The 18,642-nt window shown below is 59.8% G+C and carries 5 protein-coding genes (1 of these 5 cut by a window edge); 3 read left to right on the top strand and 2 right to left on the bottom strand.

The window, feature by feature from the left end:
• On the top strand, positions 1 to 1,170 hold a 1,170-nt coding region (gene frc, locus QZ307_RS03775; protein WP_295996082.1), incomplete at its 5' end, for a formyl-CoA transferase.
• 142 nt (positions 1,171 to 1,312) lie between these two features.
• On the top strand, positions 1,313 to 1,525 hold the full coding sequence (locus tag QZ307_RS03770; protein ID WP_295996079.1) for a helix-turn-helix transcriptional regulator: 213 nt from the start codon (positions 1,313 to 1,315) through the stop codon (positions 1,523 to 1,525).
• A 107-nt stretch (positions 1,526 to 1,632) separates the two neighbouring features.
• Here the strand turns inward: QZ307_RS03770 and QZ307_RS03765 are convergent, their stop codons facing one another.
• Together QZ307_RS03765 and QZ307_RS03760 are read right to left on the bottom strand one after the other, a co-directional pair.
• Complete coding sequence (locus tag QZ307_RS03765) at positions 1,633 to 2,436, bottom strand: radical SAM protein (protein ID WP_295996077.1); 804 nt, start codon at positions 2,434 to 2,436, stop codon at positions 1,633 to 1,635.
• Positions 2,433 to 2,969: a hypothetical protein gene (locus QZ307_RS03760; RefSeq protein ID WP_295996074.1), complete on the bottom strand. Its 537-nt coding sequence runs from the start codon at positions 2,967 to 2,969 to the stop codon at positions 2,433 to 2,435. The genes QZ307_RS03765 and QZ307_RS03760 overlap by 4 nt, the downstream gene beginning before the upstream one ends.
• Before the next feature lie 557 nt (positions 2,970 to 3,526).
• On the opposite strand from QZ307_RS03760, the gene QZ307_RS03755 reads away from it, so the two are divergent.
• Positions 3,527 to 18,642 carry the 5' end (the start) of an SdrD B-like domain-containing protein gene (locus tag QZ307_RS03755; protein WP_295996071.1) on the top strand. Its footprint extends 15,772 nt past the window's final position, so the window shows 15,116 of its 30,888 coding nt (coding positions 1–15,116); it begins with the start codon at positions 3,527 to 3,529; its stop codon lies beyond the right edge, outside the window.

Below are 18,642 nucleotides of genomic sequence, written 5' to 3'. Positions count from 1 at the left end.
CAGCTGAACGCCAACAAGAAGTCGCTCACGCTGAACGTGAAAACCGACGAGGGCAAGCAGATTCTCACCCAGCTGCTGAAGGAGGCCGACGTGTTCGTAGAGAACATTGGCCCCGGCGACGTTGAGAAAATGGGCTTTGGCTGGGAAAACGTCCACAAGATCAACCCCCGCTGCGTCATGGCATCGCTTAAGGGCTTTGGTCAGAACTCGCGCTTCTCGAAGGTGAAGGCCTTCGAGCCGGTGGCTCAGTCTGCGGGCGGCGCGGCGTCTACCACGGGCTGGAACGAGGGCTCTTTCAACGTGCCGACCCAGTCCTCGGCGGCGCTCGGCGACTCCAACACTGGCATGCACCTGTGCATCGGCATCCTTTCGGCCCTGCTTCAGCGCGAGCACACCGGCGAGGGCTGCTATGTGTACCAGTCCATGCAGAACGCCGTGCTGAACCTGTGCCGCATCAAGCTGCGCGACCAGATCATGCTCGACAACTTGGGCGCCCTGCCGCACTACGAGGTGTACCCCGATTGGGATTGGACTGACACTATTCCCCGTGCCGAGAACACCGAGGGCGGTCAGGTTATCGGCTGGTGCTACAAGGCCAAGGGCTGGGAGACCGACCCCAACGCCTATGTGTACATCGTCATCGAGAACTCCGAGAAGGCCTTCAAGGAGCTGTGCGCGGCTATCGACAAGCCCGAGCTGGCCGACGATCCGAAGTTCACGCCGTGGCAGAACCGCCAGCTGCACAAGGACGAGCTGTACCCCATCATCGAGGAGTACACCAAGCAGTACGATAAGTTCACGCTGACCGACAAGCTGGGCGCGGCTGGCGTGCCGGTGGGCCCGGTGCTCGATTGGCACGAGATCGAGAACGACTCCGACTTGTTGAACGACGGCACCATCCCCGAGATCGACCAGGGCGGCGCCCGTGGCAAGTTCAAGACCATCGGTCTGCCCTTCACCATGTCGAACTTCAAGCCCGACTACAAGCGCGCTCCTGACCTGGGCGAGAACAACGCCGAGATTCTGGAGAGCCTGGGCTACACCGCCGATCAGGTGCAGCAGTTCACTGAGCAAGGCGTGCTGGAGGCTCCGGCCACGCCGCACAACCCGGCTGTGAAGGTTATCACCTACGCCGAGTACCAGGAAATGCAGAAGAAGGCCGGCAAGTAGTCCTTCCGCTTCTTATAGCAGGCTGGATGCCTTTTTTGAAATCCGAGTCCGCCTTGGGCGGGCTCGGATTTTTTTCGTCATCTTGAACCATGGTTCATCTATAAGGAAACGGGTGCCGACGGGCATCCGCTAGGCTGGAACCATGAGGACCATTCAGGACAAAGTTGGCCGTCGTATCCGCGTTCTGCGCATTGCAGCAGGCATTCCCCAGGGCACCTTGGCCCTGATGACGGGCATCACGAAATCCTACATGAGCGAAATCGAGGCCGGGAAGAAGAACCTGACTCTGCGATCGCTCGAACGGATTGCCGATGCCCTCGGAGTGCCCCTCTCCGAGCTGTTCCGCGGCTTGTAAGGAGAGCACCGCGCATCGCTTGTCCAAGCACGGAGAAGGAGTTCATATAGATGCGAACTTTGACCGGAGACGAGGGACGCGAAAGGGAAGGGGAGGGGTTCAGAGCTCTAGGCGGTCAGCGCGGTGCGATCTGAGGTGAGGCCTTTATTTTTGCCAGTGAGAGTACCGCGCTTGATGTAGTAATCGATATTCTTTGCTTGGCAAAATGTGATGACTTCCTGAGCACGCTCGTTGTACCACTCTTTGATGTCGGGGTAGCTTGAGACGGTTTTGTTGTAGTTGGTGCGTCCGAAGATAATACGGTCGGCAAAGCTCACTTCCTGGAGGATTGGCTCGAGCTCCTGGTCGATAATGTTGGGACTCGGGTAAGGCTCCATGCTCACCCAGGTGCGGCATCCCCGATCATGAAGAGCGCGGAGTGAGGCGATGCGTTCGCGATAGGGCGCCGCCCCAGGCTCGTAGTTGCTGCGGTAAGCTTCATCCAGGGAAACAAGAGTAATGCCATAGATGTTGCCCTGTGAGAACTCGGCAAGCTCAAGGGGAAGAACGCCCTTCGTGAGGACGATGCAGGGGATGTCATGCTCGTTGAGCTTGGCTATAGCCCGCAGGCTCATGGCGCAGATCTCGGGATATCCGTACATGAAAGAATCGGTGGTAAAGCAAAGCTGGACATGGTTGATCTTGTCTTTGAGCTTTGGTATTTCTCGATCCAGGAGTTCGAGGGTGTTTGAAACGAGGACGGGGTCGCACCACTCTTCATACGAGGCTACTGTGCCAAACCGCTTCGCCATCATCATGGCATAGCAAGGGTATCGGCACCCATGGGAGCAGCCCAGCACATGGTTCATGGTGTAATCGCCGTATTCGACTTTTGTTTTATAGAGCATGGACTTGCGCGTGGTGGTCTTCATAGACGCTTTCCTCCGAAATCGTTGATCTCTCGAATGAGGTGCTCGCTAATGCGTTCCGCGATGTTCAGTGCGCTGCTGCTTGGATTGGATACTAGCGCAAAGAGCGCAAAGAGGGGAGCATTGCCCGATGTTTTTAAGATGCCGGGGCCGAACACTCCGGGGAAGACGGTCTTGAGGCGTGTTTTGGTGTACGAGAGCAGCTCGTCCGGGCCTTCTTTGCGTTCGACTTCAGATTCTGTGCTATCGAAAAGAGAGAGCTGGTTGCTGTGGGGATTCGAGTAGAGCTTTTGCCAGCTGCTATCGCCGAAAAACACATCAAGCTTATGCTGATTGGGGTTTTCGGGCATCTTGAAGCGGGGTAAAAGGCGAATAATAATAGTACAAGTGTTCTTATATAAAAGAACCGCCTTCGGCAAGAGGGAGAGTAGGCGCGCCACGGGGGAGGGTGGTGCTTTTTGCGGAAATTGAGGTTGACGTGGGGAAAGATGAGGGAATTGGTTGGCGCATCTGTGTTTGTTTCCATCCGTAAACAAAGCGTCAACTTTGATGATTTATTAGGTTTTACCAGGAGAAATACTAGATCGAACGGTGCTCCAAATGGATGGAAGTAGACAGTTTGGTTGAAGTTTGATAACGGGAGTCTTACAATTCGAAAGATCGGAGCAGTATGCCCTGGTGGTCGTGCATTGCCCAATGACGGTTGTCGCAGGGCGCTCGTTACCGGCAGGGGCTCAAGGTGCTCGCCGACCCTGAAGCGGGTGGCGAACTGGCTGCATAAAACGGAAGTGTTGCTCCGATAGACGCAGTACGTTGGACTCTAGAAGTCTGGGGATACACATGAAACAGAATCGAGACTACGGTATCTCGCCAAGCGAGGAGCTTGGCAAAATGGCGACCGCGCCGTTGACCAACACGGCGGGCGGCGTGAATGCCACGAACCCCGAAACGTTGCGGGGGGGGGGGCTCACAGCTAAGTAATGCCGTTGAGCCGCGAAAGGAGGGGTCTTCCAGCCGGGAAGAGGTTCCGCCATCCTTTCGCACCAAACCGTGGGTGCGTGCGCTCTCCACGGTTCTTTCGTTTCTGTTAGCGGTGACGCTCTTCGACGCATCGGCCGTAAGCGTGCTGGCCGAGGAAGCCGCCGCCGACCCCGCTCCCGTCGAGGAGCCCGCTTCTTCCGCGGAAGAGCAGGAAGAAGAATCGGCCCCGCCTTCCGAAGGCTCTTCAGCCTCGAGTGAGGAGGCGGCAACGGCGCCTGGCGCGTCGGACGCTCCTGCTTCTTCCGACGCATCTTCAGACAATGACAGCGACCAGAGCGCCGAGGCAACGCCGAAGGCTGCCGATGAGGAAGCCCCTTCGGCCCCTGATTCCGGCGCCAAGGCTGACGGATCCGCCGACAAGACAGCGGCTTCGGAACGCGAATCTCTTGCTGCGATTCAGCAGCAGCCGCTTGATCAGGAAGCTCTTCGCAATCTTATGCCTGCGCAGCTTACCGATGTAGCGCAGGTGCTTCCCCAGACGACGCTTGATGGTGCGACCGCTGAAATGTCCCAGCTGGTGTCCTCCGCTCTGCGCCCCGAGTTGGCTGCATGGGGCGCTCCCTTGGTTTCCTCGGGCTACCTAACCGATGACCAGCGTTTGTCTGTTCGCTTTGGCCTGGGAAATCGCGCTGTGCTGTTGCAGGGCGGCGCCTTGGGCGGCATGAACGACGCGGATCCGTTTGTCTTCACGCTCGATGTGCCCTATCTGTATGAAAAAGATGACGGAACCATGGCGACGACGCTCTCGGAGGAAGAGTGGCGCTTGCGTCTGGCCTTGGCTACCGAAGCCCAAAAGGCTGCCGATGATGCCACGGCGACATTGGCTGCGGTACAGGACGCGGCCGCTCAGCGCGCTCAGGGCGACACGCCCCGTTCTGCCGCTCGAGCTGTCCTCTACGGCCAGGCACTTCCTAAGGGCTGGACGCTGTGGCAGGTCCACGGCGAGGGATATCGCCGCATTACGGAAGCCGAATTGCAAGAAGGTGTGTCGGGGCGCTTGGTGCTGCGCGCCGAGAATCCGGTGACCGCCGAGACAGAGCTTCCCGCCTTCGAGCTTGGACTCAAAGGATCGGTTCCCGAGGGCGCTCAAGTCGACGTTGTGTGGGGCTACGAGGTGCGCTCGATGTCCGATGCCGCCGGCGCGGTGACGCGGGGGCTGGCCAAGCGGGCGGCGGCGGGCAGTGTCACGTTGTGCAGCGGCTCTGACATTCAGGTGAAAGCGGCCAGGCAAGCGCTCTCTGGCAGCACGCTTGCGATTAAGGGCGCTGCCGCTCCGCTTATGACGCGTCGTAACGGCGCGGGCCTTGGCTGGGCGACCTCGTTGGTGACTTTTGCCGTGGCAGGCGAGAGCCCGGCGGCTTCGGGCATAGCCGTGACGGCCCAGTGGCCCGCTGACGAGCAGGGCCGCGGAGGCGTGGCCAAAGAGGACCTGCGGTACTCCTTGGCGGTGCTCGCTGACGACGATCAAGGCTCCGACCAGGTGCGCTACATAGGTAAGCCGGGAGAGGGCGGCGTGATCGTGCTCGATGTCTCCGCCTTGACGGACGAGCAGCGCGCAACGCTTGATCCCGCCGATGCCGCCAGCCTGAGGGCGCTGGGGCTGGCGCCTCTGCCCTATACTGTCAGCAAAGACGGTGTGCTCTCGGTGGCGCTCGAGGGGGATGAGGGTTCGGTTGATCCTGGTCAAGAACGGGTGCTTTTCTTTGCCGCTCCCGTGCGCGAGCAGGCGCTGACGCCGGCATGGTCGGCCCAGGACGAGGCGACCTATCAGTCCGAGTTGCTGTCTTCCCATCGTAACGTGCTGCTGCCCTATGAGCCCCTTAAGGGGACGTTCTCGCTCCATATGAGCGTGGGCGCAGGCCAGCGAACCGTGGTGCTTTCCGAGCTGCGCGATTGCTCCTACACCTTTACCGTTGACGCCCGCGCGGAGATCGCCGCCGCCGGCTCAAGCAATGCCGGCGGCAACGCGGCCTCTGGCGCTGAAGGGCAGAAGCCCTCGTCCCCAACGGGGGGTGCAGCTGGAGAGAGCGAGGGGGTCGGAAGCGGTGATGCCGCGAACGGCTCGGAGTCGACTGAAGGGGCGGGTTCGCCTGAAGGGGAAGGTGTGCCGCGGCCATCTTTGGAGACCGACGCTCCACTCCTCAGCGACGCGCCCACGGTGTTCGGCGTGCCCGAGGAAGACCCTATCGACGTTGTGACGCAGCAGGCGCTTCACCCCACTGCCTATGTGCTGGGAGCGCCGTTTGCCGTGCGCGCGGCGGGCGAGCTGAACCTGAAGGACGTGTTCAATCCCTATCCGGCACCCTTAGGCAGCATGGAGGCCCTCCCCGACGCCGAGAACATCTACCTGATTAAAGATACGGGCACCGCCGACGCGGGTTTCGTAGCAGAACTGGGCTTTCTTGATTTGCCCGAGGGCGGCTGGCTGGGCGACAAGGACCATCCCACCCAGCTGACCCTGGTGTCGCCCTACCTGTACAAAACCGATGAGGGCGCCATCATCGAGGCCCGTACTTATAAGGAGTATCAGGACGGCATCAAGCGCTATCCCAACGCCAATCCGGAAACGGAGCCCATGCGCCTGGCCATCATCCCCGACTCCTCGCTGTTCATGGACTTCAGCGTGCTGCTGGACGGCACGCCCATCAGCCTGGATGTGTACAAGGAATACTACAAGGACGGCCTGTCGGGTACGATCACGCTGGTGTATACCGGCTCCGACGGCACGTTTGAGCTCGATTCCAGCTTCCAGCGCCCTGTGTTCCACGTGGCCTTCTTGGGGAAGGTGCCCGAGAACACTAGCGCCGTGGTGCGCATGGGCGGCCGCGTGGAGTGTTACACCGACCCCGACGACGGCGTGACCCACGTGCCCGAGGTGCCCTTCCAAATTGAGCCGGGTGAGATGAACACGGGCGACAGCCAGCTGCGCAGCATTACGTTCATCAAGACAAACCTGCAGTGGGAGACGAAGGTTCAGAAACTGTGGGAGCCCATTTTATGGGACAAATACAACTACACCGTGTATCGCGTGGAAACCACGAACACCTCCACCGAGGAGGATACCGTTATCGACCTTATGCGCTATGCGGTGCGCGTGTCCCACGAGAGCAGCCCCTCGGGCGGTGTGCGCCGCGCCGACCTCATGGTGTGGGATGAGAACGGGAACAAGATTCCCCAGCTCACCAACGACATTATGAAAAACGGCAGCTTCATCGGAAAGCCCGATGAGGGCGGTGTGCTCATCTACGACATGACCGATCGCGACGACGTGTGGAATCAGCTGGACCACGTGAAGTTCTCGAACATCGACGACTTCGGCCTGACGCCGTTGCCCTACCAGAACCTGGGCATCGACGGCATGGTGACCTTCCGCGTGGACAAGCCCATCTATCCGCCGCAAAGCCCGGTGGAAGGCGCGCGGGACAAGTTGACGCTGCTGGTGGCCGTGCCCTACACCACCAACATCAGCTACTACACGAACCCCTCGGGTAACAAGATCTACTCCACGGTGGCTTTCGACACCACCTCTACCGTGGTGTTCGGTGGTAAGGGCGACAAGGGCTACACCTGGTCGAAGCAGGGGAGCGCCTCGGCCTCGTTCATCGAGCCGAAGAACGGCTTCGAGGTGCACAAGACCGCCTGGGACTACGATCGACAGGCATGGCAGGGCGATGGCGGTCAGGGCTCTGACCGCATCGGCTACGAGTCGAAGTACCGCATCTACGGCATGAAGGCCTCGGGCAACGTGAAGATTGCCGGGCCCGACGTGAACACCGCCTGGGGTCCCATCGTCAACGACGATTTGCCCAAGAACTACGAGCTGACCGGGCTAGACTTCCGCGTGCGCAAAGACGCGCTGAACACGCAGCTCTACGATGCGAAAACCGTGACGGCGGCCAGCCTGACCAAGGAGGAGCGCTTTGCCCAGTGGTTCTGCGCCGAGGCGGGCGTGGTGCAGTTCGAGGTGGGCTCGGACCCGGGCGCCGGCTCGTGGGTGGATACCCCCGTGGCTCCCACGTACAAGGGCGAGGAGACCGAGGGCGGCGTTACCTACGAGGTATGGACGCTGGGCACCCAGGCGGGCCAGCCGAACATCGCCCAGATGCTGGAGGCCCAGGGCATTGCGGCGAAGGTGCGCAGCTCGCTGCTGTCCACGCCCAACCCGCTGAAGTTTACGGGGAACGTGCGCTTCCTGATGGCGAAGGAGTTCGCCGTGGGGGCGACCATTCCCGTGGATATTACCGTGCGCGGCATTATGCGCCATCCCGCCAGCGACGGCTCGGAGGGGCGCTACACCAACAAAGCCACGGTGAACTACGGCCGCGCCCAATGGGTGGTGCCCGTGGGCGACCAGGGCAACTGCTATACGGCGGCCAGCCTGAACACGAAGACGGCTCAGGCGCATCTTCTGGCTATCGGTCCCGTGCAGCCCACGGTGCAGGCGCGCGCCTACGACGTGTCGCCCACCCAGGGCATGCGCTGGGGTGCCGTGGGCGGCACCCAGAACGCCCCCTGGGGCGAGGAGCGCTCGGGCTTCATCTTCCAGCTGTCGAACCCCAGCCGCTCGAAGGCCGAGCCGGGCTCGTTCAGCACCTCGAACCTGTCCTACACGGCGTGCGACTGCCGTTGGGTGGGTACGACTTGGGTGCCGAATCGCCCCGGTTCTAATCTCGGCACCTGGAAGGGTGAGTGGATCAACGGCCACTATTACGAAAACGAGTGGTATCACAGCAACCATCTGGGCTTCGATCCGTCGCGCGTCATCATCTCCAAGGGCTTCCTCGACAACGCTGACATCACCTCGGTGACACTTACTTTCGACCACGGCACCGACAAAGACGGCCGCGATCCGCTGACGCTTACGCGCCAGCAGCTGCAGGCCTACGTGGTGAAGGCGGGCAGCGCGGAAGCTGCCGCCTATGGCACCGCCTTGGTGGGCTCGGCGGTCATCCCCTCCAGCGTGTGGAAGGGCGACGGAAAGTGGTGGGTGCACCTGAAGAACGTGTCGGTGCAGTTCGACTCGTTCAACGGTCTGGTAGATTCGTCCACGCCGGGAAAGGGGGCGTTCGTCGCCATTCACGGCGAGCCTACCACCTTGGGCACTTACCCGCTGACCGGCACCTTCGAGACAAAGTATGAGGACTATGAGAATCAGAAGACCCAGAGCACGGCGCAGCTGAAGGTGGATCCTTCCAATCCCCAATGCTGGGCCTACGCCTTCGATAACGCCAGTGGTCGGACGCCCAACGGCGCTTCCGATGGCAGCCGTTGGAGTGATCCGGTGTCTGGGGCTTCGAATCGCGATTTGGAAGCCCGCCTCGACGAAAAGCGCTCAGGCTATGTGTTCCATCTCGTTAATCCGGGCGACGCTCGCATGGAGCCGGTACGCTTCGAGACCACGAAGCTGCCCTACGCGTTACGCAGCGACGGAACCTTCTCAGGATTTGTGACCGATCACGTGGTTATCAGCCGTATGGCCCTCGAAAAAATCAGCGGCTTTCAGTTCTTGCAGCTTGATGTGGTTGATTCCGAAGGGGTGGCCTCAACCATTAAGCTGACTGAGGAAGAGCTGCAGCCCTATATTGTGGCAACTGGCAGCGCGGAAGCCGCTAAGTACGGAACGCACCTGGTGGGCTCCGTGGTGGTGCCCTCTTCTGTGTGGGGCAACGGCTATTTGCAAGCGGTTGCCATGGAGACGGACGTGTTTGCCTCCAATGTGGCCGGTTCGCGTGGCGCGAATGCCTATATCTCGCTCGTGGGCACGGTGACGGCGGTTGGCCGTTACCCGTTGAAGGGCACCTTCGGAACCAACTACAACGACCCGAAGCTCGATCAGAAGAGCAGCGAGCAGGTAACGCTGGTAGGGGTGGCCCCGGCACCACGGATCAACGCCTTCGGCTTAGAGATGCAGGGTCGGTCTAAGGTGCGCATGTCTCGCACGGGCACTCAAGAGGCCGCTCTTGGCTCTCTGCGCAGTGGCTATGTGTACTATCTCGAGAATCGGTCGCTTTCGCGCATTACACCGGGCAAGTTCTCCACCACGCCGGTGGTGCACGACTTCGACAAGGACGGCTTCCACGGCTTTGAGACGAGCGAGGTAGCTTTGGGTGGCGCGCTCCTTTCAAGCGCCGGCATTACGAAAGTGGTCATTCACTCGCTGGAGCCCGACGATGAGGGCTCGTATGTCGAGCGAGTGCAAACCCTTTCCATCAACGAGCTAAAAGAGAAGTATCTCGTCAGTGCGAGTGATGCAGCCAATCGCATCTATCCTGTTGATGGCGCTTATCGCGACCTGTACGAGTCGTATCCCTACGATACGCCTTCGGGCGGCAAGGGCGTGCCTCCTACGGGCAGTATCATTATTCCGGCAAGTGCCTGGGAGAATCGTTATTTCTCGCACATCGAAGTGTATTTCGACTGGTTCGCTTCGGAAGTGTATTTCGACCCAGGGACGCGTTTCTCCAATCCGGGACCCCATGTGGCGCTGTACGGCACCCCTACCAAGCCCGATAAGCAAACGGTGCAGGGCACGTTGCAGTCTACCTACGATAGCGTGCTCGGGCGCGCGGATGTGACCAATACGAGTGCGGGCACTCTTGCCGTAGCGCGTCCTCAGCCTTATGTGTACGCCTATGGCTTTGAGAAGAACGCCCCGGGCGATTTGAGCGCGGCGCGGCGCGATCAAGATGTGTACGTAAGCGGTAACTCGCGCGATCGGCAGACCGTGGCTTTGGATGATAGCCGCTCGGGCTACGTGTTCTATATTGGAACGGGCAATGGCTCGAAGATTATGCCCGGACGCCTCTCCACCACAGCGCTGCCATTTGTGCGGTGGTCCTACGATGGAAAGCTCCATGGGTTCGAGACCGAGTACGTCATTCTGAACAAAGCGTTTCTGCAGTATGCCACCATCACCCATATGGTGCTCCATTCGTTGAGCGAGGATGGTAGCCGTTCCTCTCAGACCATCAGCATCGCCGATCTGAAGGCGAAGTACCTTGTGGCTGCCGACGGCTCGACGCCGGACGGCCAGAAATACCACGCCTCTCAAGCGGGCGCGATTATCATTCCTCGCTCGGCGTGGACTGAGCATTTCTCCCATGCCGAGGTGTACTTCAACTCCTTCACCGAAGGCGTGAGCGGCACTAACCTGGGCACGTCGCCCTACATGGCCTACCATGGCACGCCCACGCGCGTGAACGACAATGACAACGAGGTCATCGGAACGACGGCGAAATTCGAGTCGCTCTACGGTGGCGGCCTGGATATGAACGATACCAGCAATGCCAACCTGCACGTGGCGAAGCCTCAGTTGGAGCTTGACACGTACGCTTTCGACAACTCGCCGCTGGGTTTGAAGTACTCAATGACGCAAGTGCAGACCGCGCCGCTGAACGCCAATCGGTCGGGCTTCTGGTTTGAGTTTGGCAGCTTGAATGCCTCAGCTGTGGTGCCTGGACGCTTCACCTCTTCCGACCTACCCTACGAGAAATGGGGCGATGGCTATCGTGGCTTTGACACTACGGAGATCGTGTTGTCTCGCGATTTCCTTGCACGCTCGCGCATTGCCTCGGTACGGCTATACTCTCGCGCCCTTGACGGCACCCAGGTGGTGAAGACGCTGACGGCGGCCGAGCTGGCAACCTACAAGGTGAAGGCGGGCGACCCCGCACCTTCGGGCGGCACTTACGCGGCCGCCGTGGATGGGGCAGTGGTACTGACGCCTGATGTGTGGGACGACGAGTACTTCCAACATATCGAGATCGACTTCGACTTCTATCAGCGCAATGTTCCTGTGTCGGCCACGCATCCGGCGAGCGGCTACGTGGCCATCCACGGCACGCCCACCAAGGTGCAGGACATCAAGGTGACGGGCACTTTCCGCACCAACTACGAAAACCCGTTGGCTAACGTGACCAACTCTCATGCGGCCACCTTGCGCATCACCACCATCGATCCGAAGCTGACCACTAGCTCGGGGTGGAGCTTGGACGGCGTGCAGCAGGCTGAGTGCGGCCCTTATCGCTGGGGCGAGGACAGCAAGCGCGAACGGGCGTGGATGGGCTACACCATGACCAACGCCACGGAATCCTCGGCCAAGGATGTGGATTTGACGCTGTCGATGAACGAGCTGGCGCAGGTTCCGTCCGTCGCGGGTTCCCCTTCGTTGAAAGGCTTTGTGCCGACGCTGCTGGAGATCGGCGGCTTCAAGAAGACCGCCGCGGGGGAATGGGTGTGCGGTACGAGCATTGTGAGCGCCATTGACTTGTTTGATTTGGGACAGTCCATTACCGGCGGTCTGTCCAACTGGCAGAACGACCCGACGCCCGCGAAGAGCTACTCCATGGACGATCTGGCTGCTTTCATCGACGCGTCTGGCACGTTGAAGCTCCCCCTTGAAAACCTGGCAGATATGACGGCTGTTAAGAATATCCGCATTTCCTTTGGCGAGCTGGGGGAGCAGGCTACAGGAGCCAATGCCTTTAATGTGCGGGTATATGGCAAAGTAGAAACCTTGGGTGATCACTCGGGTACTATCAGTTTGCCCTCCGCCGGCGGTAGCACGACACGCGGTTACACCGTGAGCACGGCGCACTTCTATCCGCGTACTGGGACGTACGGCGATGCCTTTGCTCAGAAAGTGGATGCGAACTTCTGGATCGAGCCTTTCAGCTTTGGCACCTCGGCCGCTGCCTTCCGTCCTGCCACGAGCCAGCATCCGTCGGGGTATGCCGAGGGCTCTTCGGTGCCCGTGGCGGTGCTGACCGAGGGCTCAGGCTATAAGTTCACGGTGGCCAACGGCACCCAGGCGCGCGCCAATGCGAACCGCGTGGTGTTCGATCTCGAAAGCGTTATTAATCGATCCGACACGAGCGCGGTGTTCGTGCGCGGATTCAAGGCGCGCACGCTGGCCATGGACGCAGGGCTGTTCAATTTGGGCGCGATTCGCAAAGACGACGGCAGCCTAGGCTCCTCGCTTGCCAAGATAAAGTTCTACTTCGCTTCAAATGTGACGGGCATCGTAGGGAACACGCCCGATATTGAGCTGTCCCTGGCCGATTTGGCGGCCTATCAGAACGATCCCTCTGACTACACCAAGGGGTACACCTTTGCGTTGGATCAGGGAGCCTTTGCTCCGTTTAAGGACCGCTATCTGAAAACAGTGGTGGTCGACTACGGCGTCATGGCGCCGGCCTATGCGAGCGGCACCCTCCATGCGCAGTTCGTCGGTCGACCTGATTGGTACAACAGCGTCGACAGCTCGAACGCCTTGCGAGGACGAGTAACGGCTACGCAGCTGAGCGATGGCCGTACCACGACGGCTGCGGCGGACTTGTATGTTCCGCGGCCCGATGTAGCCGTGCGCACCCACGGTAGCTACCTCGACGTACGGGAAAATGATTGGGCATGGACGAACGATACGAACTGCGACTATTCCGAATCCTATTTGGCGGTGCCCTACGACCGTGATTTCACCTTGTGGACGCAACTGTACAACAACACGCACTACTCCATTATCGAGGACTTGGATTTCGACGTCTCGCTGTTCCTCATGCGCGAATCCATTGTGCAGGAAACAGGAGGTACGAAAGAGGCCTGGACCGGTTTTCACGCTACGAAGGCCACGGTATCTTCGACGTTATTCCGCATGTTCGACGAGGTGGGCACTATCCAATTGGGTGGCCCTTCCGAGAGCGAGACGGTGCTGCCAACTGCCGTTAAGGCCGTACTTTCGCCCGTGTTTGATGCTGCTGGAGCCCTTGAGGGCTTTGTAGCCGACGACGATGGCACCGCCGTGGCGCCGGGCCGTACGCTACGCGACGGCCATACGTTTTACCCGCTTTCGGGCGACGGCAGCTTACAGTTGCTGGAGACCGATTTCATTGCTTTGGGTATCGACCATTTGACGACCTTGAATCTGCGCGGGTGGAAGGGCATGGCGAATGCCAACATTGACACCTCGGCCCAGCGCATCACCTTCAACGGCTATTCCGATGCAGCCCTCGGGTCGCGCTACACCTTCATCGAGGCCCATGCCAACGCCTACATGGGCGCAATTCGTCAGGCGATGGCCCTGCGCCATTTCAAGGACAGCAGCATGGTGTATACCTCGAAGATGTTCTTCGACCTGGTATCACGCTCGGCCTTTACCGACGATCGCACGACGGCGAACGGCTTGGCGAGCGGTGCCAAGCGCCGTTTTGACCGGTGGGCTATGGCCGATGACGGCGGGCATCGTTTAAAGCCTTTCGGATCCTACTTCTCGTCGATGACTGAACGAGATTTCGCCCTGGAGATTGGCTACAAAGCCCAGGGCTCCTTCTTGGCGGGATTCCGTCAAAGCGATTTGGTTCGGATCGATCAGGCGCGCGAGAATTGGGAGGGCGAATGGAAGAACACCTATAAGTTCAGTGATCAAACCAAGGCGTTCAATGAGTGGTATCCCTTGTCGTTTAAGTCGCTCAATACAGGTGTGACGATGGATATTCAGCAGAATCTGCCCTCGGATACCTTCGACGCCTACTATTTGAAGATTCATCCTTCCGCCGTTGACTACGTGCAGTCCATAAACATTACTTATCGGGACGGTTCCACTCTGCGTGTGAGCCATGATGAAATTCAGGCCCACAAGGCCAATGCCGTGCAAGTCTCGAGCACGGGCCAGAAATTCTTCCGCCTGAATTTGCTGGCTACGGACGCAAATGGCACTCATGTGGCTGATTTCTCCCAGAACAAAGCTGTAGCTTTCCGCGATGCGTTTGATGACTACAATTATGGCGATCCGCCCGATGCGCTCCGCGTAAGAACAATCACCTATACGTTGCGCATTAACCAGAGTCCCTATGCGCCAGGTACCACCACGGTGGCTGGCACGCCCGATTTCGGCCTGGATTACAATCCGAAAGATCCCACGACCGACGCCTTTGAAGTGACGGGGCGTTTCTTTAAGGTGAACGAAACTGGGGTGTACTGTACGACCAATTCGGCTCTCCGCATTGGTGGCGATTATTCGGGGAGCGTGCGTTCTGGACATAAGGCTGCCGTGCGCTATGACGCCGGTCACCTTAATGGAGGAACGGGTGGTAAGTCAAGCTGGTCCTTCACTGACTACATCCGCGATCAGAACAAGGATGTCAGTGCGTTGGGAAAGGATGCGCTCTCGCCTTACAAGATGCAGCATCTTATCTCCCGCGCTGAGGTGCAGGTATATGAGACCAACAACTTTGTGCGCAAGGCGTACGACGTGGTGAAGGACGGCTCCTTCGACGGCAATGATCACGATGACGTTGACGGCACGGGCGACGTGGCTTTTGCCAGCGATCAGCGCTTTGCGGTATCGTTCGCTCGCTGGCAGCTACCGGGAGGCGGAGAGCGTTCTAACTACGAGAACAAAGACGCGGAAGAGGGAACCTATCGCATTGACACCGACGGTGGTGGTGGAACTCGCGGCATCGGCCACCAGTTCGACTTCTATGAGCGCACATGGGGATTGACGTCTCATGCTGATGAGGTTGTCCTGCGCGAAACGCTGCCAGTGTGTCGTCCTGACATCACCGCGAAATACTATGGTGTGCTGCCTACCGGTATTGAGATTCCCCTGGCCACCTCGCGCACTGACGTGAAGGATGTACGTCATTACGTAGACAAGATCATCTTCCATACAAACCAATATTCGGCGGCTACCATTACCGGTGCGAGCATAACGGGCCATCGGGATATCGTGGTAACTCGCGCTCAGCTTCAGGGCGATGCTGCTGTGGCGACGGGCGGCTCCGTGTGCGTGCGGTTCAAGAATCCCGACAACGATGATGCGCCGCAGCTTGCGGGCGCTCCCTACTGCTTCAATTTGCAGTTGAATCTCAATGAATTCGTTTCGAGCTTCGATATCGTCATGAAGGAAATTGAGGGGAGTGCCGACTACACGACCGAGACCGGTCGCGGCAATGCCGGCGCCTTCCATAGCATGGAGTTCACGAGTGTCTGGAACCGCAACATGGCAGACCTGTACGTGTACGGACGACCTTACGCCTTTGCCGACAAGAAGGATCCTGAGGAGCCTCAGGTTCGTCGGGATACGACGAACTCGGCAGAGACGTTAACCCGCCGTGCCTACACTGGCGCCACGGAGTATCAGGACACCACGCTTGACCGCGGCGACGCCAACGGCACTCAGGATAACTTCTACTTCCGGGATAAGGCGTATATGTACAGCTACCGTATCCCGTTCAAGTACCGCTTCTCTATTGTGAGTGGATCTTACAGTGTAACCGATTATCAGGATGACAACCTGACGCCCAACAAAGAGCGTTACCGCGTGTTCTTCTCGAATGCCGAAGACGGAATGACCTCGGGCAAGCTCGATCCTAAAAAGCGGGTGTCCCATATCAGCTCGGCAGAAATCCCTGTGGCCATAGCCAGCGATTTCCGTATGCAGCGCTTGTACGTGCCGCGTGAGTTCGTGCCCAAAGACGCCCTGTGGAGCGAGAACTGGTTCCAAGTGCAGAACATCCGCTTCTGGATTCCCTTGGCTGATGGCACTGAGAAAGTGCTGAGCCTGTCGTGGAGTGATGCCGAGAAGCTGGGCATCGTGGAGGAGCCGGGTACCCATGGGGGCTATGAGGGTTGTTATGCCATCGATATCGAAAAGTACCTGCGCGAGCATCGCGATGAGCTCAAATTGCCAACCTATACGGCTACGCAGCGCACAAACACCATCGACGGTTACAAGGGTGATCCTGCGGTGGATCTGACTTACGTGAGCCCCTATGTGCGTCATATCGCGCTGATCATCGCGTCGCCGAATGCTCGGCAGGATCGTCCCGAGCGCATGCTCGATTCGGGCCAGTCGCTAGCCGGTGCTAGCAACAGTTTCACCTTCGCTTACGACGGTGTCTATGCGGACCGCACCCCTGAAGACTTCTATGGGGCCTCCGAAACCACCACCGACCCCGAGAAGGGCTGCTGGAACGAAACTTCCACGCCGTCGTTCGGCAAGCAGGGCGGCGCATTCAGCACTGTGACCTCGACGCACTATATGAATGTGTGGTCCGTGGAAACCAAAGATCCCAACCATCAAGACCCTGAGGTGGCGTCGAGCTCCTCATCAGATTCGACCCGTTTGCGCCACCTGATGGCTACCATGCAGGCTGAAGTGGTACGCGGGCGCAAGGTGGTTATGAACGGTGTAGAGAGTCGCATCTTTGGCTACGACAAGGCGGCCATCGACAGCTCCTCGCCCGAGACCTTTGCTCCCGACGGCACGGGGGCGGTGGGCTGGGGCGTTCCCGACGGAGGCCTGTACGTGGGCGACTATGTGGAGTACGAGCTGTACGTGGGCGCTGATGCGGCCTCGAGCCTTCCCCTGGAGGGTGTGGATGCGCTGTTCCGCGTGCCGGCCGGTCAGCGGATTGTTGGCTGGGAAGTGGCGAAGGAACAGGTGAATGGGGTATGGCGCGAGCGTAACAGCACGGGTCTTCCCATTACGGCGAAAATCGGCAGCAGCATTTCGACTGGTGAGCCCACTCGGATCGCGCCAGCGCAAACTGATCTTTCGCTTGTGGACGGACAGGAGGCCTTTGCCGAGAACCGCGACATCGAGTTCAAGGCGGGTGCATCGAAATGGGACGCCTCGGGCACGATGACCGACGAGAGCGAGCGCATTATGGCTCCCGGTGCCGGCGTGTGGGTCCGTGTGATTACCCAGCTGACAAACGAGGTATCGGACGAGGACTACGCCGCCACCGAAAACACGCCCCACAACGGCACGGCCGACTGTCCTGCTTGGCGCGGCCGCGGTTTGGAAGCATTCTTCTATACGGTGTCGGCGCCCAAGCACGGTTACACCCAGTACCGCCTGAAGGACTCGGCTGACAAGGCCGATGGCACGGTGCGTTACACCACCGACTCGGGCTGGAAAGACCCGGCCGTGAGCGGCAACATCCGCCACGAGCACGGCAAGTACACCGTGGGCGGCCACACCACCTATGGCGGCGTGGCGCGCAGCACGTGCTATCTGTACAACCACCTGGCCGACCGCAGCTTGGCGGGCACGCCGAACCATGGCACCGAGCCCACCATCGGCGTGGCCTTCACCAAGGCGAACGTGCATAGTGCTGGCTACACGGCCAACGTCGATGGCAACCCGGCGCAGATAACCGTGGGCAATTTGCGCAACACCACGTACCATGCCGGCAACATGACGGTAAGCGTGAAGCTGTACGACCGCAACGGTCGTCGCAGCTTTGAGCTGACCGAGGCGCCGCATATTGCCGCCAGCACCACTGCGGTGCTTCAGGAAGAGGGAGCTGTGGTGGATTTGCGCTACCCAAAGGATCTACCGCCCAGCGTGAACCTGGAAAGCGGCCCGTCGGTCGATACGGCGGTAGATTTCCTCGACCCCTCGACCCCGGAAGGTGCGGCACGCGACAACCGTCGTCCCTCGATCAAGGTGGAGTACTTTGACCCCTTGGCCAACGAAGGTTCGGGCGCGTGGCTCGACGAGGCCACGGTGCGTGCCACCTACGCCCAGAACGTGGCCTACGATGACACCCATCTGGTCAATGTGAACCCCTTCCGCACCATCACCGAGGTGCGTTGGACCTACTACGATCTGCCTGCGGGCGGCTTGTATAACGGCGCCGTATCGGCCTACCGTCTGGAGGACGTGGCCTTGGTCGGCGTTGGTCGCTACCAGGACGTGCGCGGTCTCTTGGCTGCCAACGTCGAGCAGGACGAAAGCTGGACTGACGCCGGCGTCATTCTGGACGTGGGCTACACCCACTACCACCAGGAGCGCACCACTCTCGACTTCTTCGATGCCACCACCTATGCCGTCGATGAGGCCGGCAATTCGGTTACCGACGGGGCGGGGCAGCCGGTGGTAGAGCAGGCGGGCGGTCTGAAGCGCACCGATCCCATCGCTCGCGACTGGGGCCGCATCAAGCAGGACTCCGGCAAAACGGCAGAGCCCTTCACCGTGGCGCGACGCAACCCAGTAGTGCGCTTCCAGAACCAAGTGTTCGGCTCCGAGACGGCCGCTGCGGCAAGCTTCTCCAGCAACGCCGCCCAGAAAACCGGCTACATTCCAGGAGAGCGCCTGTGGTACAAGGACACCTTAGTGAACGTGAAGAAGGGCTCCGGCAACCAGGGACGTACCGACGTCGAGGG

The organism is uncultured Adlercreutzia sp. (assembly GCA_910585575.1).
Taxonomy (GTDB): Bacteria; Actinomycetota; Coriobacteriia; order Coriobacteriales; family Eggerthellaceae; genus Adlercreutzia.
Note: the sequence above shows the minus strand (reverse complement) of the source record. Positions and strands in the feature narration are given on the sequence as shown.

What these genes read in the sequence shown, in the direction of transcription:
- QZ307_RS03770 (WP_295996079.1), top strand. Translation starts at nt 1,313, where the DNA reads ATGAGGACCATTCAGGACAAAGTTGGCCGTCGTATCCGCGTTCTGCGC.
- QZ307_RS03765 (WP_295996077.1), bottom strand. Translation starts at nt 2,436, where the DNA reads ATGAAGACCACCACGCGCAAGTCCATGCTCTATAAAACAAAAGTCGAA.